Here is a 26032-nt window from a genome sequence, read left to right as displayed (position 1 = left end):
TTGCGGTGCAGAAAAGCGGCTCCTGCGATTCCGGCCCGGAATGGCACTGGCTTTCGGCGCCCCGCCGGGGGCCTGGAACCGCCCCCTGACTGCGAGGTTAAACACCCGTTTTTAAGGAGGTTTTTGGCTGGATTCATATGCCCTACAGGCGTATCCTCCGCCGTTCTTTCATTGCTTCAGGGAAGCCCATGTCCGCCAAGAGCGAGAATGCGCAGGCGCCGGCCGTAGAGGCCGTGCTGACTGAACTCAAGAGCACGCTGTCCGCAGCCCGGCTCAAGGAAGCTCAGGGATTCGCCGCCCACCTGCTGCACCGGGTGACTGCCGAAGACCTGGCAGTTCGCCCTGCTGCGCAGTGGGCCGCGATGGCGCTGGATCTGCTGGAGTTCGTGCGTGTGCGCAAGTCCGGCGCGTCCTCGGTGCGGGTGTTCAACCCGGCGCTGGACGAACAGGGCTATGAATCCACCCATACCGTGCTTGAGGTCGTCACCGACGACTCGCCGTTCCTGGTCGATTCGGTCGGCATGGCGGTCAGCGCCGCGGGCCTGCTGGTGCATGCCATCGTGCATCCGGTCTACCGCGTCGAGCGCGATGCCGGCGGCCATGTGCTCACCATCGGGGCCGATACCGGCAGCGGCAAGGGCAAGGCCGAGTCGGTCATGCATTTCGAGATCAGCCGCATCGCCGAGGCCGAGGAAATCAAGCGCCTGCAGCAGAGCGTGGCGCGCTCGCTGCACGATGTGCGCGCGGCGGTCGCCGACTGGGCCGCGATGCGCGACAAGATGCTGCAACTCTCGCGCGAACTGCCGCAGCGCAAGCTGCCGGTCGATGCGGCCGGCGTAGCCGAGGCGCAGGAATTCCTCAACTTCGTCGCCAACGACCACTTCACCTTCCTCGGCTACCGCGAATACGCAGTCGACAAGGTGGACGGCGTCGATGTACTGCGCACCCTGCCCAACACCGGCCTGGGCATACTGCGCCAGGACGAGGATGCCGCGCCGCGGCCGCTCAACACCCTGGTCGCGCGCGAATTGCCGCAGTCGGGTTCCACCGACGCCATCATCCTGACCAAGACCAATTCCCGCGCCACCGTGCACCGCCCGGGCTATATGGACTACATCAGCGTGCTCGGCTTCAACGACGCCGGCGTGCCGGTGACCGAGCAGCGCTTCCTCGGCCTGTTCACCTCCGGCGCCTACATGCGCCGGCCGCAGGACGTGCCGCTGGTGCGGCAGAAGGTCGAGTCGGTGATGGCGCGTTCCGGCCTCAAGCGCGAATCGCATTCGGGCAAGGCGCTGCGCCATATCCTCGACACCCTGCCGCGCGACGAGCTGTTCCAGGCCACCGTGGACGAACTGTTCGCCACGGCGATGGGCATTCTGCAGCTGCAGGAACGCACCCGTTCGCGCCTGTTCGTGCGCCGCGACAAGTACGGCCGTTTCTTCTCCTGCCTGGTGTTCATCCCGCGCGACCGCTTCGACAACGCCACGCGCGAACGCATCGAAGCCATGCTCAAGCGCGTGCTGCACGGCGACCGCGTCGATTCCACCGTGCAGGTGGGTGAATCCGCACTGGCGCGCCTGCACCTGGTGATCCGTCCCAAGCCCGGCGAGCGCGGCGGCTACGACATCGCCGAGATCGAACAGAAGCTCACCCAGATCGTGCGCAACTGGTCCGACGAACTGCGCGATGCGCTGGTGCAGAAGCACGGCGAGGACAAGGGCCTCAAGCTCGCCAACAAGTACGGCAAGGCGCTGCCGGCCAGCTATATCGAGGAAGTCACGCCGCACTTGGCGGTGGCCGACGTGGAAGCCGCCGCGGCGCTGAAGTCGCCGGATGACATCCGCCTTTCCTTGTACCGCTCGCGCAAGAAGGGCGACGGGCTGCGCTTCAAGCTGTTCCGCTACGGCGCGCCCATCACCCTGTCCGAAGCGCTGCCCATGCTGGAAAACATGGGCCTGAAGATCGTGTCCGAACATCCCTACGAGATGGACCTGGGCGAATCCACCATCTCCATCCAGGATTTCGACGTACAGACCGCCAATGCGATCGAGTTCGACATCGATGAAGTGCGCGAGGCCTTCCAGAATGCGTTCGAGCGCATCTGGCGCGGCCAGGCCGAGAACGACGGCTTCAACCGGCTGATCCTCGGCGCGCAGATGGACTGGCGCCAGGTCGCCATGCTGCGCGGCTACTGCAAGTACCTGCTGCAGACCGGCGTGCCGTTCTCGCAGGCTTACATGGAAGCCACCCTCAACCAGTACCCGGCCATCGCCGGCCTGCTGGTGGAGCTGTTCGAGGCCAAGTTCGATCCGCAGCGCGAAGGCGCCGGCAAGGCTGCGCTGGAACAGGCGCGCAAGCGTCTGGCCAAGGAACTCGACGCGCTGGTGCCCGACGACGTGCGCGCCAGCAACGCCGCCGTGTTCGAGGCGCTGTACGCCGCCCGCAGCGAAAGCCGCGACGCCCAGGCCGATGCCATCATCGGCGTGATCCGCGTGCTGCTGGACCGCGTCGCCAGCCTGGACGAGGACCGCATCCTGCGCAGCTTCATGGGCGTGATCCGCGCCACCCTGCGCACCAGCTTCTACCAGCTGGACGGCAACAAGCCCAAGGACTACATCAGCTTCAAGTTCGACCCGGCGCAGGTGCCCGACCTGCCCAAGCCCAAGCCCTACCGCGAGATCTTCGTCTACTCGCCGCGCGTCGAAGGCGTGCACCTGCGCTTCGGCCCGGTCGCCCGCGGCGGCCTGCGCTGGTCGGATCGTCGCGAAGACTTCCGCACCGAGGTGCTGGGCCTGGTCAAGGCGCAGATGGTCAAGAACACCGTCATCGTGCCGGTCGGCTCCAAGGGCGGCTTTTTCGTCAAGCGCCCGCCGGTCGGCGGCGACCGTGACGCGCAGCTGGCCGAAGGCATCGCCTGCTATCGCATGTTCATCAACGGCCTGCTCGACATTACCGACAACATCGTCGACGGCGAGATCGTGCATCCGCGCAACGTGGTGCGCCACGATGCCAACGATCCCTACCTGGTCGTGGCCGCGGACAAGGGCACGGCGACCTTCTCCGACATCGCCAACTCGATCTCCGCCGACCACGGCTTCTGGCTCGGCGACGCCTTCGCCTCCGGCGGGTCGGTCGGCTATGACCACAAGGGCATGGGCATCACCGCCAAGGGCGGCTGGGAATCGGTGAAGCGCCATTTCCGCGCGCTCGGCCGCGACTGCCAGAGCGAGGACTTCACCTGCGTCGGCATCGGCGACATGTCCGGCGACGTGTTCGGCAACGGCATGCTGCTGTCCAGGCACATCCGCCTGGTCGCCGCGTTCGATCACCGCCACATCTTCCTCGACCCGAATCCGGACTCGGCCATCTCGTTCAAGGAGCGCACGCGCATGTTCGCGCTGCCGCGCTCGTCCTGGGCCGATTACGACGCCAGCCTGATCTCCAAGGGCGGCGGCGTGTATCCGCGCAGCGCCAAGACCATTCCGGTCTCGCCGGAAGTGCGCGCCGTGCTCGGCATCGCCGAGGACGTCGACCAGCTCTCGCCCAACGACCTGATGCGCGCCATCCTCAAGGCGCCGGTGGACCTGCTCTGGAACGGCGGCATCGGTACCTACGTGAAGGCCGAGGCCGAGACCAACGCCGACGCCGGCGACCGCGCCAACAACGCCATCCGCATCAACGGCAGGGAGCTGCGCTGCAAGCTGGTCGGCGAAGGCGGCAACCTGGGCATGACCCAGCGCGGCCGCATCGAGGCCTCGCTCAACGGCGTGCTGATGAACACCGACTTCATCGACAACTCTGCCGGCGTGGACACCTCCGACCACGAGGTCAACATCAAGATCCTGCTCGGCGACGCCGTGCAGCGCGAGGAACTCACGCTGGAAGCGCGCAACGTGCTGCTGGCCGACATGACCGACGAGGTCGAGCGCCTGGTGCTGATGGACAACTACCGCCAGAACCAGGCCATCAGCGTGATGGAGCGCATGTCGGTCAGCCGCCTGGGCGCCAAGCAGCACTTCGTGCGCACGCTGGAAGCGCAGGGCCTGCTCGACCGCCAGATCGAGTTCCTGCCGTCGGATGCGGAGTTCGCCGAGCGCAAGGCGCGCGGCCTGGGCCTGACCCGGCCGGAGCTGGCCATCCTGCTGTCGTATTCCAAGATCGTGCTGTTCCAGCAGTTGCTGGAATCCGACGTGCCGGAAGACGCCTACCTCTCGCGCGAACTCAAGCGCTACTTCCCCGAGCCGCTGCAGGAGAAGTACTCCGCGCACATGGAGCGCCACCGCCTCAAGCGCGAGATCATCGCCACGGCGGTGACCAACTCCATGATCAACCGCATGGGCGCCACCTTCGTGCTGCGCATGCAGGAAGACACCGGCCAGGCGCCCGCGCCGGTGGCCAAGGCCTATACCATTGCCCGCGAAGTGCTGGATGCGCGCGAGCTGTGGGCGCAGATCGAGGCGCTGGACGGCAAGGTCAACGGCAATGCCCAGATCGACGCGCTGCTGGTGATCTGGCAGCTGCTGCGCAACATGACGCGCTGGCTGCTCAACCAGCCCGGCGAATCGCTGGACATCGCCAAGGCCGTGGCGCGCTATCACCCGGGCATGCTGGAACTCAAGCAGTCCCTGCCCGCCGTGCTCGCCCCCAGCGAGCGCAGCTCGTTCGATGCCGCACGCGAGCGCTGGGTGGGCCAGGGCTTCCCGGCCGAACTGGCCGAACAGCTGGCCGGCGTGCCGGCCCTGGTCTCGGCGCTGGACATCATCGACACCGCCCAGGACAACAAGCTCAAGGTCGCCCAGGTGGCGCAGGTCCACTTCGCCCTCGGCGAGGCGCTGCATCTGAAGTGGCTGATGTCCAAGGTCGAGGAACTGCCGGTGGAAACCCGCTGGCATGCGCATGCGCGCGGATCGCTGCGTGACGAGCTGTACCAGCAGCACCGGGCGCTGGCGGCGCAGGTCCTGAAGGGCGGCAAGGGCGAGGGCGGCGAGCTGGTCGAGCAGTGGCTCAACCGCGACGATGCCTCGCTCAAGTTCACGCTGGGCATGTTTGCCGATATGCGCACGCAGGTCGTCACGGACTATCCGATTGTTTCGGTCGCCGTGCGCAGGCTGGCGCAGCTGGTGCAGGCCGGCGCGCGCTGAGCGGAAACAGCCTCAGGCTGTGCGTGGTTGAGTGGAAGATCCGGGCGCCTTCGGGCGCCCGGGTTGTTTTCGGGGCATGCTTTTGGCGTGAATCGTCGGATCTGATGCGTGCCCGGCCCGGCAGCTCAGGATGCGGAAAATTCCAGGTGTTCCGTACGCGCCATCAGGATGACGCCGGTACAGCAGGCCTGGCTGGCCCTGGCGCTTCGGCCAATATCAACGCAGGCACGCGCGATGCATCGAATTTCCTGCCTTTGACGGCCCGGAGGAAATTCGCCATGAGGATACTGTCGCAACTCGCCTTCAACGGCACCTGCCGCCAAGCCTTCGCGTATTACGAAAGCGTGCTCAAGGGGAAGGTCGTTGTCATGAACGCCCACGGCGACAGCCGCGACATCCCGCTGCCGCCGGGTTCCAGGGCCTCGGCGCCGGAACATATCCGCTTCGCGGAGTTGCACGTCGGCGAATGGGCCCTGCTGGGAAACGACGTGCCTGCCGAGGACTACGAACCCATGCGCGGATTCAACGTGGCGCTGCATGCGGATAGCGTTGAAGAAGCGCAACGCATTTTCAATGCACTGGCGCAGGGCGGCGAGATCAGGGCGCCGTTGACGCAGATGCCCTGGGCCGCACGTTTCGGCCAGCTGGTCGACCGGTTCGGCACGCCTTGGCTGATTCTTGCGCTGCCCGGATGAGGTTGAGGAAATATCGGCTTGGCACAAGGGCTCGACCGGTTCGGCGCACCCTGGCTTGTTTTCACGCTGCCCGATCGAGGTTCGGGCAGGTATTAGTCTGCGCAGGAAACCGCGGCACGGACTCGGGAAGTTGCGCGGATGTCCAGCAATACAGAATCCCGGCGTGCGGTCGCCCGTAATCCGGCAGCGGGAACACTCCCTCTCTCCCAGGCGCAAAGCCCCTTGGGCGGGAGGGGCGGGGTGAGGGGCGACGCATCAATCGGGACGAAGTGGAGATTGTCGCGGGTGTGTCGCCGCAGATCGCCATGTCCCGCCGTCGCACCCGCTTCGATGGTGCGAGAAAGGCCTCGCACCCCGCCAAGCCCGCACCGCCATGGCATCACGCGGAGCCCGGCCGGATGGCACACAACAACGCTCCAGCGTGCCGCTAGCCCCGCTGAGCGCCCCCACACCTCGGCCACCTACCAGCAGCACTTGCAGCCAGGCCGCAACACGCCTACCGCATCCCGCCCGCAAGTCCCGTGCCGCATATGCCAATACTTCCCGACGCGCACGGAGCTGGCCTCCGTGTCATCCAGTGCGGTTACACTCGGCGCCGTATCCCCGGGTGACCTTCCGTGATGAGCCAGCGCATTCATTTCGTGGCGAGCAAGACCGAAGATGCCCAGGCGGCCCTGGCTCTGGCGCGGGAGCGCTTCGGCGATACGCCGCTGGACGAGGCGGATGTGATCGTCGCCCTGGGCGGCGATGGCTTCATGCTGCAGACCCTGCACCGGCACAATGCGCGCGGTCTGCCGGTCTACGGCATGAAGCTGGGCACGGTCGGCTTCCTCATGAACCAGTACCGCATCGACGATCTGGCCGACCGCATCGCGCGGGCCCAGCCGACCATACTGCGGCCGCTGATGATGGAGGTGCAGACCGAGTCCGGCTCCACCGTCACCGCGACCGCGTTCAACGAAGTCTCGCTGTTGCGCCAGACCAAGCAGGCTGCGCATGTGCGTGTGTCGCTCAATGACGCGGTGAAGCTGGAAGAGCTGGTCTGCGACGGCATACTGCTGTCGTCGCCGGCCGGATCCACGGCTTACAACCTTTCCGCCCACGGCCCCATCCTGCCGCTGGGCTCCAATGTGCTGGCGCTGACGCCGATCAGTCCTTTCCGCCCGCGCCGCTGGCGCGGCGCCATACTGCCCTCGGCCACCCAGGTGCGCTTCGAGGTGCTCGATCACTACAAGCGTCCGGTCAGCGCCACGGCCGATTCCTACGAAGTGCGCGATATCGTCGAGGTGACGATCTTTGAATCGCGCGAGAAAACGGTCAGCCTGCTGTTCGACCCCGAGCACAATCTCGAAGACCGCATTCTCAACGAGCAGTTCGAGATCTAGCCCGTCCGCGCGGCGCTGGCCTGCTGTGGACTGGGCCAGCCTGGCGGCAGGCTGTTCCCGCAGCCCCGGGAAATGTAGTCGTTGTCCGGGCGCCGGGCGTCCAGGCCAGGCCTGAAGCTGGTGATCCCACCGTGCGCGCCGGTATACGCCGGGATTGGTACAAACCGGTTCCCGTGTGGTTTGCCGAAATTGCGCATGGGGCGATATGGTCGCCGGGCTGGGGACAGGCGAGGGACGCATACGCATGCGGAGCGCATGCCCGGCCAGGTCATCCACATCTCTGCCAGGAATTGCCGATGCGTCCTATTGCTGCGCTTTCGTTATCCACTTCTATTGCGCTGGCCCTGGCCGGTATCGGTGCCGCCCAGGCTGCCACCGTCGATGCCGTACTGCTGCAGCCCGGCGCGGCGGCGGCCGAGCGGGATGTGTTGATCGTGCTGCAGGCCAAGGCTCCCAAGGAGCTGCTGCGCCGCGATGGCGATTATCGGGAACGGCGCCGTGCCCTGGTTGCCATGCTGCAGACGACGGCACAGCAATCCCAGGCCGGGCTGCGCCGCTGGCTGGATGCAGAAGGCGTCAGCTATCAGCCGTTCTGGATCACGAATTCGATCCAGGCGCGCTTGACCGGCGCGCAGATCCAGGTCCTGGCGGCGCGCGACGACATCGAAGCCATCGCGTCCAACGCCGCGGTGACGCAGCGCCTGCCGCAGCACGAGGACCAGGACGCCGCCCGCGCGCCGACGGCCATCGCCTGGGGCGTGAACAAGATCAAGGCGCCGCAGCTGTGGGCGCTGGGCATCAACGGCGCCGGCGTGGTGATGGGCAACCAGGACACCGGCGTGCGCTGGACCCACGCGGCGCTGAAGAACAAGTACCGCGGCTGGGATGCGGTCAGCCTGGAGGCCAACCACAACTACAACTGGCACGACGCGGTCCATGCCGCGAACAGCAGCTGTCCGGCGGATTCGCCGCAACCCTGCGACGACAATTCGCACGGCTCGCATACCGTGGGCACCATGCTCGGCGACGACGGCGCCGGCAACCAGGTCGGCGTGGCGCCTGGGGCAAAATGGATAGGTTGCCGCAATATGAACGCCGGCAACGGCACGCCGGCGACCTACAACGAATGCGCACAGTGGTTCCTCGCGCCCACCGACCTGACCGGCGCGAATCCCGATCCGGACAAGGCGCCGGACGTCATCAGCAATTCCTGGGGCTGTCCGCCGGCAGAGGGCTGCACCGCCATCGCTGGCACCGAGATCCGTGCGGCGATCGAGAACCTGGTCGCCGGCGGCATCCTGTTTGTCGCCGCCGCGGGCAATGAGGGCGGCAACTGCGGCACCATTGCGGATGCGCCGGCGACGCTGGACAGCGTGTTCACCATCGGCGGTACCCAGTCCAACGACACCATGTACGGCTCATCCAGCCGCGGCCCGGTTCCGGCGGGTCCCGGCACCGGCGCGAGCAACAAGCCGGATGTGATCGCGCCGGCCGTGAACGTGTTTTCCGTCGTCATCGGCAGCGATACCGCTTACAACGTCAAGACCGGAACCAGCATGGCCACGCCGCATGTGGCCGGCGCGGCGGCGCTGCTGATGCAGGTCAATCCGGGCCTCAAGGGCAATCCGGCCGCGGTGGCGGAGATATTGCGTTCCACCGCCGTGCCGCTGAGCACCACCACCCAGGTCTGCGGCGGCATTCCCTACACCACGTTTCCGAATCCGGTGCAGGGCCGCGGCCAGATCGACATGGTCGCGGCGTTCAACAAGGCGGAGAAGATCTTCGCCGATGATCTGGAACTGATCGTGCCCTGAGCCGGCAGCGTGCTGACCCCATCCCGCGCCGCCGTGTCAGGCCGCCGCAGCGGTGCGGGATGGCTGCAAACCTGCGATCCGCTGCGCCAGCCGGCCACGGCCGTTTCACCGCCCGCTGCCGCGCGGGCTACACTTGCCGCATGACAGACGAAGCCCCCGTAGTTGCCGATACCGTTGACGACCGCCTGGTCGTCGCCATCTCCTCGCGCGCGCTGTTCGATCTCAGCGAAAGCCATGATCTGTTCGAGCGCGAAGGGCTGGACGCCTATCGCAACTACCAGATGCAGCGCGAGGACGAACTGCTCGCGCCCGGCATCGCCTTCCCGCTGGTGCAGAAGCTGCTGCGTCTGAACAGCTCGGCCCAGGCCACGCCGCGGGTGGAAGTGATACTGCTGTCGCGCAATTCGGCCGATACCGGCCTGCGCATCTTCAACGCCATCGAACACTACGGCTTGGCCATAGAACGCGCCGCCTTCACCAACGGCGCGCCTACACATGCCTATGTGCAGCCGTTTGCCGCGGATCTGTTCTTGTCCGCCCATCCCGAAGACGTCGCGCATGCGCTCGCCGCCGGCGTGGCCGCGGCGACCATCCTGCCGTCCAAGGCGCCCAGCTACGCCTCCGAGCAATTGCGCATCGCCTTCGATGGCGATGCGGTGCTGTTCGGCGACGAATCCGAGCGCGTCTCGCAGGAACAGGGCCTGGACGCCTTCCACCGCCATGAAGCCGAACATGCCCGCCTGCCGCTGCCGGGAGGCCCGTTCCGCGGCTTCCTGGATGCCTTGCAGCGCATCCAGGGCGCATTCCCGCTGGAAGAGTCGCCCATCCGCACCGCCCTGGTCACGGCGCGCTCGGCGCCGGCGCACAAGCGCGTGATCCTCACCCTGCGCGCCTGGGGCGTGCGCATCGACGAGGCCCTGTTCCTCGGCGGCCGCGACAAGGGACCGTTCCTGGAAGCCTTCGGCGCGGACATCTTCTTCGACGATTCGCGCAAGAACGTCGAATCCGCACGGCGCCACGTGGCGACCGGGCATGTGCCGCATGGCGTGTCGAACGAGGTGCGCGACTGACGGCTGCCGGCGCGTGCGCAGGCTGATTCCGTCGGGCGCACTGCTGTTGCTGGCCGCCGTGGCCTGGCTGCTGTGGCGGCCGGGCGCGCCGCCGCCGGGCGTGGCGCCTGCGACAGGCAGCGTAACGCCTGCGGCCGCAGCGCGGACCATGGCGATCGCGCACGATGCAGCGCCAGCGGTCGGCGCTTCGACAGCCGCCGCTGCTGTGCCGGTTTCTGGCGCGAAACCGAAAAGGTTCGTGACCGAACCAACGCTGCCCGAGCGCTTCCTGTTTCTGCCGGATCTGTCCGATCTGCTGCCCGAACTGATGCCGCTGGCCGAAGCGGGCGATATCGCGGCGATGCAGCGTCTCGGCATGCGTCTGATGGAGTGCAACGACAACAATCTGCGGCGCAGGCGGAAGGAACTGAAGGACGAGAAAGCAGCGCCGCCGCAAACCGGCCCCGGCGCCGGACAGCACAACGACAACCGCGAGTTCCGCCTGGAGCAGATGCGCCGCGAGATCGGCGATTGCGAAGCGCTGCCGGACTCGCTGCGCAACAGCGGTCTCGACTGGCTGGAGCGCGCGGCCGCGGCGGGCTCGGGGCGGGCCAGGCTCGAATACGTCCGCCTCGCCCTGGACGAATACCGGCTGATGCCGCAGCGCGAAATCGTGGCGCAGATCGAGGCGATACAGCACCGGCGCCGCCTGGCGCAGCGCTATCTGGCGGAGGCGCTGGAACACTGTGCGCCCGGGGCGCTGGATTCGCTGGATGCCTACAGCGGACTGCTGGATGACGCCGCCGATCCGCGCGAACACCTCATCATCCGCCTGGCGGCAAACCATGCCATATTGCGCGAGCTGCGCACGCAGGGCGCAAGTGCGCGAGATCAGCGCAGAGCGGAACGCGACATCGACTACCTGAGCGGCAAGCTGGACCAGGCCGCCCGCAATGAAGCGCAGCGCCGCGGCGAACGGCTGTATCGGCCTTGCGCGCCACGCTAGTCTCCGCCGCGGCGCGGTTGTCCTGTCTGCGGTGCGGTGCGACCATCGGGACCGGTTTACCGGGACCGTGTTCATGCGCTCAGCCGAATTCAGCCACGCCAGCCAGACCGCACGGCCGCAGCGGCCGGTCGCATTTCGCAGCAATGAGCGGATCGCAATGCCGTGCCGGCGGATTGCCGCTGCTGTTGCGGCGCTGTCCGGTCAAGGATCATCGCCGCCGGGCCTTGCGGTTTCCGGCAGCCTTGCGCGGGACCGCGGCGGCTGCAATCCGGGATTTGTGCAAATGGCTGCCCTCGTCAGGCCGCTGTTGCGCAGCGCGTCCACGGCAGGGCGCAGCTGATGCGGTTCCAGGCCCGTTTCGTATTCCTGCTGGCTGCGGCCGCGTTTCTGGCGGCGCTTGCCTATGTCTGGCTGAAGCCGGCGCAGCAGGGTGCAACGGCGGCCGCTACTTCCGCCGCGCCGCCAGCGACCGCGGCAGCCGCAGTACCGCCGCCGGCTGAGCCGCCGGCAGCAGCGGCCGCTGCCGCGGCAGCGCCGGAGCAGGCCGCCAGCTTCGCCGAACGCCGCGCCGTGCTGGACCAGCGCGCCGCGGCGGGCGATGCCGCGGCGGCGGCCGAACTCGGCGGCATCCTGGCCAACTGCTGGCGCTATGTGCCGGCTACGCAGGAAAAAATCGAGGAGGCCGTGGTCAATGGCCTGGCCGGCAATGTGGAAGCGCCCCTGGTCGCCGGCGTGCCGGCGCCGCCGGAGCTGCTGTTGCTGATGCTGCAGCAGTCGCAGCAGGAACTGGCCCGGCGCTGTACCAATCTCGGTCCCCGATGGAAATGGCGCGAGATGGCACAGGTGCCGGCGCTGCTGGAACGCGCAGCGGACGCGGGCCAGGTCCAGGCCATGCTCGACTATGCCCAGCACGCCTTCATCGACTACGGCGCCGCCGCGGAAATGTTGCAGGATGCCGATGAAGTCAAGCGGCGCAAGGAAAAGGCGCGTGCTTTCCTGCGCCAGGCCCTGCGCCGCGGCGAGGCGCGCGCGCTCCTGTTGCAGGCCGATGCCTACGCGGCGGGGCCGCTGGAGAACATCGATCCATTTGCCGCCTATGCGTACATGAGTGCATTTTTCGCCTCCGCTGCGGCCCAGGACTGGCCGCCGCGCCTGCGCGAGCTGTATCTGCAGACCGTCGCGCAGCGTCTCGATCCCGCACAGATAGCCCAGGCGCGCGAACGCGGCCTGCAGATCTACCAGGATTTCCAGAACGGAGTCGCAGCGCCATGAAGCGAGCCTGGATTGCGCTGCCCGCGGCGCTGCTCGCTCTGGCCTGGTGGCTGTGGCCGGCGCCGCTGCGCAGTCCCGTCGTGGCGCCGCCGGCGCCCGCCGCGCCGCCCGAGGCGGTGCCTGGGGTTGCCGCCACCGCTGGCGCCGCGGATACGCCGCCGCAGCCAGCGGCGCCGTCCGCCGCGGCGCCGCAGCCGCCGCCGTTGCCGCAGCATCTGATCCGCACGACATCGCTCGCCGCCGTGCTGGACGAACTGCTGCAGCGCGCCGAGAGCGGCGACGTGGCCGCGATGCAGGAGCTGGGCCGCCGCCTGAACCGTTGCAGCGCCAACGTGTTGCGGCACGGCCACGCCGACATCGAGGACAGGAAAGCCAACCTGGCCCAGGCCTATGTCGGAAATCCCGAGGATTTCAGGGCCAATCTCCGGCGCGGCCTGGAAGAGGACCAGCGCCGGCTGGACGAATGCAAAGCCGTGCCGGAACCGCTGCGCAGCAGCGGCGTCGACTGGCTGGAAAAGGCCGCCGCGACCGGTTCGGGCACGGCCCAGCTGGTCTACGTGCAGGAGGCGCTGTACGAATTCACCCTGCTCGACGAGCACCAGGCCGTTGCCCAGATCGACGAGTTCCTGCGCCGGCGCGATCTCGCGCGCCGTTTCCTGGCCGAAGCCATGACCCACTGCGTGCCCGACGCGCTGCGAACCCAGCTGGATTTCGGCAAATACCTGTTCGAGCGCAAGGACCCGCGCGACTACGCGATCAACCGCGCCGCCGCCGCCGATGCGCTGCTGCGCGAATACCGCGCCCAGGGCGCGATGGCAGTCGCCGTCGAGAACATGCAGGGCGAGTTCGACTACCTGGCCAAGGAACTGGACGCGCCCGCCCGCGCCGCCGCGCAGCGCCGCGGCGAGGCCATGTTCAATACCTGCGCCCCGCGCTAGCGCAGCGGTTGTGCGCCCCGCGCCGCAGTGCGACCATGGCCAGTCGTCTGCCAGGCTGCACCGCATGAGCATCGCCGATTTCATCCATGTCACCGAGGTCGACCAGGGCCCGCCGTTCGCGGAGTCCCTGTTCCAGCGCAACTACCGCGCCAGCGCACCGGATTTTCCGCACCACGTGGTTGCATTCTGGAAGCGCGACGACGGCAGTTTCCTGCCGGTCAGCTACGTGCATTTCACCGACTGCGGCGACATCTTCCTGGCTGGCGGCGCGGCCACCGACGGCGACCTGCTGCGCGGCATGCGCGAAGATCAGCGTGCTGCGCTGAAAGACTACGGCGGCCTGATGCTGGCCACGCTGCGCTACGGTTTCCAGCGCTGGGGGGCGCGCTGCGAAGCCATCTTCACCTGCTGCGGCGATGCGCGCGCGCTGGCGACCACGCCCAAGCTGGGATTCGCCGAGACCGGCATCGAATACCTGCTCGCCGCCTGGCAGCGCGAACCCACGCCGCAACGCCGGCGCGAGCTGATCGCGAAAGCCAAGAGCTTCATGCCGTTCTGACCCAGCCACCGGACGCGGCGCCCGCGCCGCATTCCCGCCAAGGAGAAAGCCGATGCAAAGCGGCGAAATGTTCGATTCCCGCGAGATCCTGCCGCCGGCCCTGCACGATTTCATCACCATCAGCGAGATCGACAGCGCGGATTTCCTCGTCGCCGACCTGTTCCGGCGCAAGTTCGGCCATCCGCCGCCGAGCATCCCGCGCCACCTGGTCGGCTTCTACCGCGCCCCGGACGGCGGCCTGCATCTGGCCGGCTTCTCCCACATGATGCCGTTCGGCGACGTCTATCTTTCCGGCGGCTCCTGCACCGACGGCAACACCGCGCGGCTGATGCTGCCGCAGCAGCGCGACGCGCTGCGCGCCGCCGGCGGACTGTGGTTCTACCTGCTGAAATATGCCTTCCGCAAATACGCCGGTTGCTGCGACGCCTTCTTCGGCCACTGCGGCGACCGCCGCGCCCTGGAAGTGGCCCTGGCCGCCGGCTTCATCCAGACCGAGCACCAGCACCTGATCGTGAACTGGCACAAGCCGCTGCACGAGAACCACCGCCGCGCGCTGGTGGCGAAGGTGCATGCGATGGGGGCGTTCTGATCTGCGCTGCCGGTATGGCTTGCGTGCGGCACAACGCCGGCGCGGGATGAAGCACCCGTCGCGCCGCCGCACTTCCGTCGCACCGGGGCGTTGAAGGAATCGAATTTTTTTCTACAGCGGCAGCCCGTGGCCTAGGCTGCGGCGACATCCGCGGCGGCGAGCAGGGTATCGCGCAGCTGTTCGGGTGAACGCCAATGCCAGCCGCAGATATACCGCGGCAGGTTCCAGCGGTCGCTGTCCGCATTCACCGGCGTGGCGCCGTCGCCGAAGGCCGCGTCCAGGCCGACTTCGGGGCCGCGCCGCGGCAGCCAGTCGCGGCTGAGGAAATCGTTGACGTGGCCGAAGGGATAGCAGAACAGGCGCGGCTGCCGCGGCGCCATCTGCGCAGCGATGTATTCCTGTGCCTGGGTGATCTCGAACTCGGCCTGTTCCTCGCTCGCCACGGCGTGGAAATCGCCGCGTGCCAGGCCGTGCGGGCCGGGCGAATCCAGGCAGGGATGGTTGTGGTCCCAGCTGTGGTTCTCTATGCCGATCAGGCCGCTGGCCTGGGCGGCGCGCCACCATTCCTGCTGCATCCAGTTGCGTCCGACCAGGCAGGAGACATCCATGCGCGCGCGCGCCTGCGGATCGGCGATGACGAAGGCGGTCAGGTGCAGGTCGGGCTGGGCGGCGCGGCCGTGGCGGCGGCGGAAGTCGAGCAGGGCGTTGAAGAAGCTGCGCTGGCTGCCGTGTTCCGGATGATCCAGGTCGTAGTAGTCGAAATTGCTGCCGTCGTCGCAGGTCAGCACCACGCAGCGTCGCAGATCGTGCCCGGCGCGGCCGAGCAGGTTGTCGACCAGCCATTGCGCCGGGACTATGCGCAGGCCCAGGGCGTGGATCAGTTCCAGATCGGCGGCGAAGGCGACGTGGTCGTTGCCGGCGTATTCGTTGCCGGCGACATTGACGCCGTGATAGGTCAGTATGGGAACTTGCATTGCGGTCCGCGGCCAGGTGCAGCCGGCATCATACGCAGGCGGCGCCGCGCCGGCACGTGCAAGGGTCGGGCGATGGCGCCAGCGGGGCGCCAATATTCGCGGGATGGATGGGGCCAATCACCGGGCCGATACCAGTTTGCCGGGGCGCTGGCTAGAATGCCGGGCTGCCGAAAAATGCGCCTGCGCGCGCGTTCCGGCTCCCACTTTTTCCCGCACCGAAACCCGGAATTTCCATGGCCGCCAGCACGCTCAATCCCTACGATCTCTACGACGTCCGCTCCATGCTGTCCGAAGAGGAAGTCATGGTGCAGGACACCGTGGCCCGCTTCACCAACGAGCGCGTGCTGCCGATCATCGGCGACTGCTTCGACAAGGGCGTGTTCCCCACGGATCTGATCCCGGAAATGGCCGAACTGGGCCTGCTGGGTTCGTCGCTGCCGACCGAATACGGTTGCGCCGGCATGAACGGCGTCAGCTACGGCCTGATCTGCCAGGAGCTGGAGCGCGGCGACTCGGGCATCCGCAGCTTCGCCTCGGTACAGTCCTCGCTGTGCATGTATCCGATCTACGCCTACGGCAGCGAAGAGCAGCGCCAGCGCTGGCTGCCGCAGATGGCCGCGGGCAAGGTCATCGGCTGCTTCGGCCTGACCGAGCCGCACGGCGGCTCCGATCCGGCCAACATGAAGACCAACGCCAGGCGCGACGGTGGCGACTGGGTCATCAACGGCGCCAAGATGTGGATTACCAACGGCAACCTGGCGCATATCGCCGTGGTCTGGGCGCAGACCGAGGAAGGCATTCAGGGCTTCATCGTCGAGAAGGGCATGCCCGGCTTCGTGGCGCAGGAAATCCACAAGAAGATGAGCCTGCGCGCCTCGGTCACTTCGGGCCTGTTCTTCGACAACGTGCGCGTGCCCGAAGCCAACCGCCTGCCCAACGTGCGCGGCCTCAAGGGCCCGCTGGGCTGCCTGACCCAGGCCCGCTACGGCATCACCTGGGGCCCGATCGGCGCCGCCATCGCCTGCCTGCAGGAAGCAACCGAGTATTCCAAGACGCGCATCCTGTTCAACAAGCCCATCGCCGCAACCCAGGCGGTGCAGCTCAAGCTGGCCGACATGGCCCGCCGCATCACCCAGGCGCAGCTGCTGTCGCTGCAGCTGGGCCGCCTCAAGGACGCCGGCAAGATGCAGCCGACCCAGGTCTCGCTGGCCAAGTGGAACAACGTGCGCATGGCGCTGGACATCGCGCGCGAATGCCGCGACATCCTCGGCGGCGCCGGCATCACCACCGAGTACAGCGCGATCCGCCATGCGCTGAACCTGGAATCGGTCATCACCTACGAAGGCACGGAGACCGTGCACCAGCTGGTCGTAGGCCGCGAACTCACCGGCATCAACGCATTCTGATCGTGCGGGCGCCGCCGCTTGCCGGCGGCGCCTTTGTCCCGCAATGGGACTCTGCAATCCGCGCCTGCTGCCAGCTATGGCCGTTGCAGCAGGCGCGCATCGCTCGCGCATATGCACGCCCAGCCGGCCGGGAATCCCTTGCGCCACCTGGCCGTTGCGCAGCGCAGCGACCTTCGCTTCATCCCTGCCAGGCGGGATGCAACGGCGCATAATCGGCCGTTTCCGCAACGGGAGTACGCCATGGCGATTCTGCAAGTCCACACCCCGCGCCTGCTGCTGCGTCCGCCCCTGCTCGAAGATCTCGACGGCTGGGCCGAATTCGCCGCCGATCCAGAGTGCATGAAGTTTCTCGGCGGTGTGCAGAGCCGTTCCGCCGCCTGGCGTGCGCTGATGACCATGGCAGGTTCCTGGCAGCTGCAGGGCTTTGCCATGTTCTCGGTGATCGAGAAAGAAAGCGGCCGCTGGCTGGGCCGCATAGGCCCGTGGATGCCGGCGGACTGGCCGGGCACGGAAGTGGGCTGGGGGCTGAGTTCCGCGGCGCAGGGCAAGGGCTATGCGGTCGAAGCCGCGGCCGCGGCAATGGACTGGGCCTTCGACAATCTGGGCTGGAGCGAGATCATCCACTGTATAGACCCGGACAACGAGCCCTCGCAGCGCGTGGCGCAGCGGCTGGGCGCGCGCAATCTGCGCCGTGTCGCGCTGCCGGCGCCGTACGACACCATGACCATCGACGCCTGGGGACAGACGCGCGAGGAATGGCGCGCGCGGCGTCAGAGCGTGCAGTAGTGCGACCGGTTCGGAAAAGATCCGGTATCGGCAGAACAGCCTTCCGGCGGCACTGAATGCAGCACTGAGACTTGTCCGACGCGGCTTGCGCAACACGTTCGCGCAATGCCGCGCCCGCACAGCGGACCGCTGTGCCGTCAGGAGTTTATTTTCCCGCGGCAGTTTTGGCCGCGTCCTTGGCTGCCGCCTCTGCCTTGCCCTGCCATTCCAGTGCCGCCGCCTCGCGTTTCTGCGCGCGATAGAGTTCGGCCAGCTTGCGCGCCACATCGCGCGCATCCTCGGCTTCGGCGCCCATTTCGCCCGAGCGCATTTCCCAGGCGGTCTTGAGTTCGGCTTCCGCATCCGCGGGCTTGCCGGCGGCGAGCAGGGCCTTGCCCAGGGTGAAATGGAATTCGCCGAGCACGATGCGGTTGCTCGCGTACGTTTCGCGGGCGCGCGCCACGGCTTCCTGCGCCAGCGCGACGGCGTTGCCGGCTTCGCCGGCGTCGATCAGATAATTGGCCAGGTTGTTCTGCGCGATCAGCGTGCGCAGGTTGTCGCCGCCGTAGCGCGCCTTCATGCCTTCGTAGGCGCGTCGGTAATAGGGGCCGGATTCGGCCACCTTGCCCTGCTGGCGCAGCGCGCCGGACATGTTCAGTACCAGCGCCAGGGTTTGCGGATGGTCGGCGCCGTACAGGCGTTCGTAGATCGGCAGCATCGGGCGGAATTCGGCTTCGCCATCGGCGTAGCGGCGCTGTTGCATGGCCAGAATGCCCAGGCTGTTGTGCACGCCCAGGGTGCGCGGATCCTCCGGACCGAACAATTTGCCGTAGCCGGCCAGCACGCGGTCGTACAGCGGGCGCGCAGCTTCGTACTGGCCGGAATCGGCCAGCACCACGCCGAGGCGGCCGGTGGCGTCCAGCGCCTTGGGGTCTTCCGCGCCGGCCAGCGCGCTGAGGCCTTCGCTGGCGGCGCGCAGATGGGTTTCGGCCGGTTTCATATTGCCGGCCAGGTATTCGAACCAGCCGGTGGCCAGATCCTGCAGCAGGGTTTCGCGTGCGTTCGCGCCCAGTGCCTTTTCGCTGCGCTCGCGCAGGGCGCGGGCGCGCGGCAAGGCGTCGTTCTCGCGGCCGTGGTCGGCGATGGACCAGAGCAGGTAGCGCTCGGTCTGCAGCGTGGTTTCCGCATCCGCACCGAACAGGGCCTGCTGGCGCTGCAGCGCGCGGGCGAGGAATTCCTCGGCCTTGTCCAGTTCGGCGATGGAGCGGTAGGCACGGCCTATGGTGGATTCGATCTCGGCCAGCTGGGCCGCATCGCCGGCGAGGTCGCGCTGGGCGCCCGCCGCGGCCTGGTCCAGCACCTGGCGCAGCAGGCGGGTGTCCTGGCCGCGCGCCTGTTCGGGTTCTATGCCGGCCAGCACGTTGCCGAGGAAATCGGCCATGCCGCGGCTGCGCGCGGCTTCGCGCGTGGCGCTGGCGGCGGCCTGTTCGGCGCGTTCGCGCTCGGCCCGGGCCTGCTGCAAGGCGAAGAGGGCTGCGCCCAGGCCGACTACCAGCGCCGCGACCACTGCCGCGCCGGCCGCCAGCGGCAGGCGGTGGCGGCGCACGAACTTGGCCACCAGGTAGGCGCGCGTGGCCGGCACCGCAGCCAGCGGCAGATGGCTGCGGAAATTGGCCAGATCCTCGGCCAGGGCCTGGGCCGAGCCGTAGCGCCGCGCGCGCTCCACATCGGTGGCGCGGGCGATCACATGGCGCAGTTCGCGCGGAATGCTGTGCAGCGCAGGCAGGGTCAGCCACTCGGTCGCGTCGTGATGCGGCTGGCCCGGGCGCTGGCCGGTGCGCAGCAGCTGCGACAGCTGGCTGGCACCCACGCCGCGCTGGCGCAGTTGCTCCAACGTGCCGGGCGGCGCGAGCAGTTCCAGCAGCATCACGCCGAGGGAGTACACGTCGCTGCGCACGTCGACATCGGCATCGACCAGGCCGGACTGTTCCGGACTCATGTACAGCGACGTGCCGGCATAGTCGCCGGAACCGCGGCCGCCCTGGCCCAGGCCGACGGCGACGCCGAAGTCGATGATCTTGGGCGTGGCGCGGCCGTCGACGAGCGCCACCAGCACATTGCCGGGCTTGAGATCGCGGTGTACCACGCCGCGCTGGTGGGCGTGGTGGGCGCCCAGGGCGACCTGCTGCAGCAGGTCCAGGCGGGCGGAAAGATCCGGCGCCTGCGCGGCGACGTAGCTGTCCAGCGTCGGGCCGTCTATCCATTCCATCGCGAAGAACGGCAGGCCCTGCGGCGTGGTGCCCGCTTCCAGCACCTTGGCGATGGCGGGATGGTCCATGCGCGCCAGGGCCTGGCGCTCGACTTCGAAATAGGCTTCCGCCAGGCTGTCGGCGAAGGACGGGCGGATCAGCTTCAGCGCCACCGTGCGCCGCACCGGCTCCAGTTGGTCGGCCAGGTAGACCACGCCCATGCCGCCGCGGCCGAGCAGATCGCGGATGACGTAGCGGCCCACGCGCTGGCCGGGACTGAATTCGCCGGCCTCGGCGCCGCTGCCGTCCGGCAGCGGCAGATCGCTGCGCCAGGTTGGTTCGACCGGCGTATTCATGCAGAGCCCCCTCCTGGCGTCCACGCCATGGCCGGACTATGGTGCCGCGAAACGCCGGCGTACGGCAGGGGCGGCCGCGACGGCGGCAGCGGCAGCTTGCCCAGGGTGATCCGCGCCGCGCCGCGACGGTGCCAATGCGGCGCAAATCCGGGGAGCCACCGGCCCTGCACAGGAGCCATTGAGTTCCGCCGCCGCCGGCCTGAGGCTATGCTTGGCGCCCTTTTTTTGCGCGCGGCGGCCTGTTTGCCGGCGTGCTCTTGCCTATCAGGTCTGCCATGTCCGCCGTTGCTCCGATTCCCGCCCGCCACAAGAACGTCAATCGCGCCGAAGTCTGCGACCAGAACTTCCAGGAGTTCGTGCGCGACTGGAGCGGCCAGGTGCGCAAGCGCCCCGCCGCCGACGAGGCGGTGCTGCCGGGCAGCCTGTGCACCGCGGCAGATTTCATCGCCCTGTTTGAATCGCAGCTGGTCAGCCGGCATCTGGACCTGATGGCGCGCGTGCTGCGGGTGAAGCAGAAGGTGTTCTACACCATCGGTTCCTCCGGCCATGAAGGCAATGCCATGGTCGCGCGCCTGACACGGCATACCGATCCGGCCTTCCTGCACTATCGCTCCGGCGGTTTCATGGCCGAGCGCTTCCGCAAGCTGCCGGGCATGGATCCGATCATGGATTCGGCCCTGTCCTTCGCCGCGAGCAAGGACGATCCGGCCTCCGGCGGCCGCCACAAGGTGTGGGGTTCCAAGCCGCTGTGGGTATTGCCGCAGACCTCCACCATCGCCTCGCACCTGCCCAAGGCGCTGGGTACGGCGGTGGCGATAGAGCAGGCCCGGCGCATCGGTCATCAGCTGCCCATCCCCGAGGATTCGATCACCATTTGCTCCTTCGGCGATGCCTCGGCCAACCACGCCACCGCCCAGGTCGCCTTCAATACGGCGCAGTGGACCGCCTACCAGAAGCTGCCGGCCCCGGTGCTGTATGTGTGCGAGGACAACGGCATCGGCATCTCGGTGAAGACGCCCGCCGACTGGATCTCGGCCAGCTTCAGCGGCCGCCGCGATCTGGATTATTTCTACGCCAACGGCCTGGACCTGGCCGAGGGCTACGAACAGGTGGCCCGTGCCGTCTACCACTGCCGCACCACGCGCCGGCCGACCTTCCTGCACCTGCGCACCACCCGCATCATGGGCCACGCCGGTACCGACTTTGAAATCGAATGGCGCAGCGTGGAAGAACTGATGGCGGTGGAGGCGACCGATCCGCTGCTGCGCTCGGCGGCGATCGCGCTGGAATCCGGCCTGTACACCAAGGACACCCTGCTCGCGCGCTACGAGGCGGTGCGGCAGAAATGCTTTGCCGCGGCCGAGGAAGCCGACCGCCGGCCCAAGCTCACCGACCTGGCCGAGGTGATCGCACCGCTGGCGCCGTACCATCCCAACCAGGTCAATGTCGAGGCCAAGCGCGTCGACTACGCCGAAAAGCGCGCGGCCGTGTTCGGCGGCGAGGAAAAGCTGCCGGAGAAGCAGGCGCCGCGCCATCTGGCCATCCAGATCAACAACGCGCTGCACGACCTGTTCTGCAAATATCCCGAGACCCTGCTGTTCGGCGAGGACGTGGCGCAGAAGGGCGGCGTGTACACGGTGACCAAGGGCCTGCACAAGGCGTTCAAGGGCAACCGCGTGTTCAACACGCTGCTGGACGAGACCATGATCCTCGGCCTGGCCCAGGGCTATGCCAACATGGGCATGCTGCCGCTGCCGGAAATCCAGTACCTGGCGTATTTCCACAACGCCTGCGACCAGATCCGCGGCGAGGCCTGCTCGCTGCAGTTCTTCTCCAACGGCCAGTACCGCAATCCGATGGTGATGCGCATTGCCTCGCTGGGCTACCAGAAGGGATTCGGCGGCCATTTCCACAACGATACGTCGATCACCGCGCTGCGCGACATTCCCGGCCTGGTGGTGGGCTGCCCCAGCCGCGGCGACGACGCGGCCATGATGCTGCGCACGCTGACCGCGCTGGCCAAGGTCGACGGCCGTGTCTGCGCCTTCCTGGAGCCGATCGCGCTGTACATGACCAAGGACCTGTACGAAGCCGGCGACGGCCAGTGGCTGACCTCGTATCCGGCGCCGGACCAGCACATTCCGCTGGGCGAGGAGCGCGTCTACGCGCCGGCCGCGAAGGACCTGGTCATCTTCTGCTACGGCAACACCGTGCCCATGAGCCTGCGCGCGGCGCGGGCGCTGGAAGCCTCGCACGGCTGGAAGACCCGCGTGGTCGACCTGCGCTGGCTGCAGCCGCTGAACGAAGCGGCGATCGCGCGCCATGCGGGCGAATGCGCGCGCATCGTCGTCGCCGATGAAGGCCGCCGCAGCGCCGGCGTGGGCGAGGGCATCATCACCGCCGTGGTCGAGTCCGGCCATGGCGACAAGCCGCTCAAGCGCGTGGTCGGCGTGGACACCTACACGCCGCTGGCCGGCGCGGCCTTCCTGGTGCTGCCTTCGGACGAGGACATCGTCGCGGCGGCGCAGTCGCTGGCCTGATGCGCATTCTCGCCGGCTGTGCGGGAGCGCTGCTGCTGGTGGCGCTGCCGCTGTCGGCCATGGCGGCGCTGCAGGTCAGCCTGCGCACGCGCGACTGTGGCTGCGACGGTGCGGAAGGGCCGCGCAGCCGCGAGGAAGAACGCAAGGTCGACTACCGCTGGCTTGGGCCGGAGCAACTGGAAGTACAGGTCTGGGGAACGGAAAACAGCGAATGGCGTGTCGATGAAAGCCGCGCCTGGGTGGAGTTGAAGGAATCCGTCCTGGAGCTGGGCTATGCCCCGCGCAAGGTCGATATCGACAGTTCCCGTCCCACGCTGGCCTGCCTGCGTGCCGTACGGCTGACCTACGTGGTCAGCGGACTGCCGCGCAGCCGCTATTCGTTGCATGCGGAGCCGGCCGGAACGGTACAGGTCGAGCCCTGACGCGGTCCGGTTCGCCGCGCCGTAGTCTGTAATTGTCTAACAGCGGGCCGGGCCGCTAGATTGCGCGCCATGTCCGCCGCCACGTCCCCGCTGATAGCCTTGCTGCGCCGCCATCTGCGCGTCGCCGCGCTGCTGTTCGCCGGCGTATTGCTGCTGAAGTCGCTGTTTGCGGTCAGCTGTGCGGCCGACTCCTATGCGGGCGATGTGGACTACGCTCCCGTCCAGCTGCAGGCCGCGTTCTCCACCGATGCGGCCGCCTGCGTGGAACCCGGTGCCGGCGGCTGCTGGCACGAAGGCTCCGGCGGCTGCCACTGCGCCTGCGCCCATGCGGCGCCGCTGCTGATGAGCCAGGCCGCGCCTGTTTCCATTGCCGTCGTTGCGGCACTGTTCCCTTCTGCACTTGTACGCACGCTGCCGGCGCCGCCGGAAGACCAGCTGCGTCCGCCCATAGCCTGATTCCGCTCCCAGACGGCGCGCCAGCGCGCCGCGTCGCGGCCTGAGCGGCCGCGGCGCGGGCGGCGTCTGCGCGATCCCGAATCCATCCGGCCTGCCGCCCGCCTCTGCGCGGTCGCGGCGCGCCGGCTTGAACCTGCGTTGGAGTGATCATGGTCATGCGTTTTTCCGCGCGCGCGCTGCGCTGCTGCGCGTTCGTACTGTTATTCCTGGCGGCCGCGGCGGCGGCGGCCGAGCCGCCGCCGCTGACGCTGCGCGAGGCGCTGGCGCGCACGCTGCAGTCCAATCCGGACCTGGCGGCCTATCAATACCTGCTGCAGGCCCAGGACGGCCGCACCGTGCAGGCCGGCCTGCGGCCCAATCCGAATCTTTCCGCTGCGCTGGAGAACGTGCTCGGCAGTGGCGAGGTGCGCGGCGTCAGGTCGGCGGAACTGAGTCTTTCGCTGAGCCAGCTGATCGAGCTGGGCGGTCTGCGCGAGAAGCGCGTCGCGGTGGCCCGCGGCGAGCGCGAACTGCTGGAAGTGGACGGTCACGCGCGCCGTCTCGATGTTGTCGCCGAGACGGCGCGCCGCTTCGTCGTGCTGGTCAGCCAGCAGGAGCTGCACCAGCTCAGCCACCAGGCCGTGGCGCTGGCCGAAACAACGTCGGCCGCGGTCGGCCGCCGCGTCGCCGCGGCCAAGTCGCCGCTGGCCGAACAGGAACGCGCTGCGGTCGCGCTGGAACGCGCGCGCAACGACGACGCCCATGCCGAGCATGAACTGCGCACCGCGCGCTATCAGCTGGCGGCCTCCTGGGGCGCGGCCGAGCCGGATTTCGAGCTGGCGGCAGCGGATTTCTACCAATTGCCGGCCATCGCCGATTACTCCGTGCTGCTGGCGGAACTGGAGAAAACCCCCGACTTCACCCGCTATCTGAGCGAGGCGCGGCTGCGCGATGCGGAAATCAGCCTGGCCCTGGCCAACCGCCGGCCCGGCCTGGACGTGGGCGTGGGCCTGCGCCGGCTGCAGGCCGGCGGCGACACCGCGCTGCTGTTTTCGGTAGGCATGCCGCTGCCGGTTTCCGACCGCAACCAGGGCACTATCGCCGAAGCGCGCGCGCGCCGCGCCGGCAGTGACGCCGATCGCGCCGCCGCCCTGGTCAAGGCGCGCACCGCGCTGTTCGGTTTCCATCAGGAATTGCTCGACCGCCGGCGCGAACTCGAAGCCCTGTCGGCGCGCACCTTGCCGGCGGCCGAGTCGGCGCTGAAAAACACCGAATACGCCTACGAGCGCGGCCGCTACGGTTACCTCGAATTCGTCGATGCGCAGCGCGAACTGCTCGCTGTCATGCGCGAACGCATCACCGCGGCAACCCAGTACCACCTCACCCTGATCGAGATAGAGCGCCTCAGCGGCACCGCGCTGAGCGAAAGGACGCAGCCATGAATAAATCCATTCTGAGCAGCAGCCTGTTGCTGCTGTCGCTGAGCCTGACCGCCTGCGGCGAAGCCGCGCAGACACCGGGCAAGGTTCCGCAGGACGCAAGACCGGCCGCGAAAGCCGATGCGCACGGCCACGAAGAAACCGAAGGCCAGGGCAAAGGAGGCCGCGGCGAGGAAGGCGCCGGCGGAGCATTGAAGCTGACGCCGGCCGCGCGCGAAGCCGCCGGCCTGGTGATCGCGCCGGCCGGACCGGCGACGCTGGTGGAGAACCTGCCGCTGTACGGCGTAATCAAGCCCAATGCCGAGCGCGTGCGCAGCGTCACCGCGCGCTTTCCCGGCGTGGTGCGCAGCGTTGCGGTCAAGGTCGGCGATACGGTGCGCCAGGGCCAGGCTCTGGCCAGTGTGGAAAGCAACGAAAGCCTGCAGGTGTATACGACGGCGAGCCCGCTCAGCGGCGTGGTCACCGAGCGCTTCACCAATCCGGGCGAGCAGGCCGAATCGGCGCCGCTGTTCACCGTGGCCGACCTGGGCACGGTATGGGTGGAACTTTCGCTGTTCCCGCGCGACCGCGCCCGCGTGCAACTGGGCCAGGACGTGCGCGTGAGCGCGACCGAAGGCGCGCTGGCTGCCGACGGCAAGATCGTATTCGTCTCGCCGCTGGGCAGCGGCGCCACCCAGACCGTCACCGCGCGCGTGCTGCTGGACAACAGCAAGGGCGAGTGGACGCCGGGCCTGTACGTGCGTGCCGATGTCGCGGTCGGCCGCAGCGAAGCGGCGTTGTCGGTGCCGGTCGCGGCGCTGCAACAGCTGGAAGAGGGCACGTCGGTGTTCGTCGACGGCCCCGCCGGTCTGGCGCCGCGCCGGGTCAAGACCGGCCGCGACGACGGCCGCCGGGTGGAGATACTCGCCGGCCTGAGCGCGGGCGAAAACGTCGTCGGCGAAGGCAGTTTCGTGCTCAAGGCCGAACTCGCCAAGGGAGAGGCCAGCCATGACCACTGA

19 protein-coding genes are annotated in these 26032 nt (G+C 68.1%); 17 read left to right on the top strand and 2 right to left on the bottom strand.

Annotated elements, in window-relative coordinates; genetic code table 11:
- Positions 1–137 precede the first annotated feature (137 nt).
- From NM961_RS01630 to NM961_RS01585, 10 genes are all read left to right on the top strand, one after another.
- Positions 138–5141, top strand: a complete 5004-nt coding sequence (locus NM961_RS01630; RefSeq protein WP_439334183.1) for an NAD-glutamate dehydrogenase — start codon at positions 138–140, stop codon at positions 5139–5141.
- Between the two features lie 278 nt (positions 5142–5419).
- Positions 5420–5836 carry a VOC family protein gene (locus NM961_RS01625; protein ID WP_255910518.1) on the top strand — a complete coding sequence of 139 codons (417 nt, stop codon included), beginning with the start codon at positions 5420–5422 and terminating at the stop codon, positions 5834–5836.
- A 620-nt stretch (positions 5837–6456) separates the two neighbouring features.
- On the top strand, positions 6457–7221 hold the full coding sequence (locus NM961_RS01620) for an NAD kinase (RefSeq protein WP_255910517.1): 765 nt from the start codon (positions 6457–6459) through the stop codon (positions 7219–7221).
- A gap of 296 nt (positions 7222–7517) precedes the next feature.
- Positions 7518–9035 (top strand): S8 family serine peptidase, encoded by a 1518-nt coding sequence (locus NM961_RS01615; RefSeq protein WP_255910516.1) that lies wholly within the window; start codon positions 7518–7520, stop codon positions 9033–9035.
- A 140-nt stretch (positions 9036–9175) separates the two neighbouring features.
- Positions 9176–10105 (top strand): 5'-nucleotidase, encoded by a 930-nt coding sequence (locus NM961_RS01610; RefSeq protein ID WP_255910514.1) that lies wholly within the window; start codon positions 9176–9178, stop codon positions 10103–10105.
- Positions 10106–10343: 238 nt separating this feature from the next.
- The gene (locus NM961_RS01605; RefSeq protein WP_255910512.1) at positions 10344–11090 is read left to right on the top strand and encodes a hypothetical protein; all 747 of its coding nucleotides are present in this window, start codon (positions 10344–10346) and stop codon (positions 11088–11090) included.
- Between the two features lie 339 nt (positions 11091–11429).
- Positions 11430–12362, top strand: coding sequence for a hypothetical protein (locus NM961_RS01600; RefSeq protein WP_255910510.1), 933 nt, complete (start codon positions 11430–11432; stop codon positions 12360–12362).
- Positions 12359–13300: a hypothetical protein gene (locus NM961_RS01595; protein WP_255910508.1), complete on the top strand. Its 942-nt coding sequence runs from the start codon at positions 12359–12361 to the stop codon at positions 13298–13300. The genes NM961_RS01600 and NM961_RS01595 overlap by 4 nt, the downstream gene beginning before the upstream one ends.
- Before the next feature lie 64 nt (positions 13301–13364).
- Entirely contained in the window at positions 13365–13859 is a 495-nt protein-coding gene (locus tag NM961_RS01590; RefSeq protein WP_255910506.1) for a hypothetical protein, read from the top strand.
- Positions 13860–13911: 52 nt separating this feature from the next.
- A complete protein-coding gene (locus tag NM961_RS01585; RefSeq protein ID WP_255910504.1) occupies positions 13912–14448 on the top strand; it encodes a hypothetical protein in 537 nt (178 codons plus the stop codon).
- A gap of 131 nt (positions 14449–14579) precedes the next feature.
- On the opposite strand, the gene NM961_RS01580 is transcribed toward NM961_RS01585, so the two are convergent.
- Complete coding sequence (locus tag NM961_RS01580; protein ID WP_255910502.1) at positions 14580–15422, bottom strand: polysaccharide deacetylase family protein; 843 nt, start codon at positions 15420–15422, stop codon at positions 14580–14582.
- 233 nt (positions 15423–15655) lie between these two features.
- Here NM961_RS01580 and NM961_RS01575 point away from each other — a divergent pair, with 233 nt between their 5' ends.
- Positions 15656–16828 carry an acyl-CoA dehydrogenase family protein gene (locus tag NM961_RS01575; protein ID WP_255910500.1) on the top strand — a complete coding sequence of 391 codons (1173 nt, stop codon included), beginning with the start codon at positions 15656–15658 and terminating at the stop codon, positions 16826–16828.
- A 240-nt stretch (positions 16829–17068) separates the two neighbouring features.
- Positions 17069–17614: a GNAT family N-acetyltransferase gene (locus NM961_RS01570; RefSeq protein WP_255910498.1), complete on the top strand. Its 546-nt coding sequence runs from the start codon at positions 17069–17071 to the stop codon at positions 17612–17614.
- A gap of 145 nt (positions 17615–17759) precedes the next feature.
- On the opposite strand, the gene NM961_RS01565 is transcribed toward NM961_RS01570, so the two are convergent.
- A complete protein-coding gene (locus NM961_RS01565; protein ID WP_255910496.1) occupies positions 17760–20198 on the bottom strand; it encodes a serine/threonine-protein kinase in 2439 nt (812 codons plus the stop codon).
- 275 nt (positions 20199–20473) lie between these two features.
- On the opposite strand from NM961_RS01565, the gene NM961_RS01560 reads away from it, so the two are divergent.
- From NM961_RS01560 to NM961_RS01540, 5 genes are all read left to right on the top strand, one after another.
- On the top strand, positions 20474–22738 hold the full coding sequence (locus tag NM961_RS01560) for a thiamine pyrophosphate-dependent enzyme (RefSeq protein ID WP_255910495.1): 2265 nt from the start codon (positions 20474–20476) through the stop codon (positions 22736–22738).
- A complete protein-coding gene (locus tag NM961_RS01555; RefSeq protein ID WP_255910494.1) occupies positions 22738–23160 on the top strand; it encodes a hypothetical protein in 423 nt (140 codons plus the stop codon). The genes NM961_RS01560 and NM961_RS01555 overlap by 1 nt, the downstream gene beginning before the upstream one ends.
- 69 nt (positions 23161–23229) lie before the next feature.
- Entirely contained in the window at positions 23230–23616 is a 387-nt protein-coding gene (locus NM961_RS01550) for a hypothetical protein (protein WP_255910493.1), read from the top strand.
- 149 nt (positions 23617–23765) lie between these two features.
- Positions 23766–25037 carry a TolC family protein gene (locus NM961_RS01545; protein ID WP_255910492.1) on the top strand — a complete coding sequence of 424 codons (1272 nt, stop codon included), beginning with the start codon at positions 23766–23768 and terminating at the stop codon, positions 25035–25037.
- Positions 25034–26032 carry an efflux RND transporter periplasmic adaptor subunit gene (locus NM961_RS01540; protein WP_255910491.1) on the top strand — a complete coding sequence of 333 codons (999 nt, stop codon included), beginning with the start codon at positions 25034–25036 and terminating at the stop codon, positions 26030–26032. Before NM961_RS01545 ends, NM961_RS01540 begins: the two co-directional genes overlap by 4 nt.

Source organism: Tahibacter harae, from assembly GCF_024437735.1.
GTDB classification, from domain to species: Bacteria; Pseudomonadota; Gammaproteobacteria; order Xanthomonadales; family Rhodanobacteraceae; genus Tahibacter; species Tahibacter harae.
Note: the sequence above shows the minus strand (reverse complement) of the source record. Positions and strands in the feature narration are given on the sequence as shown.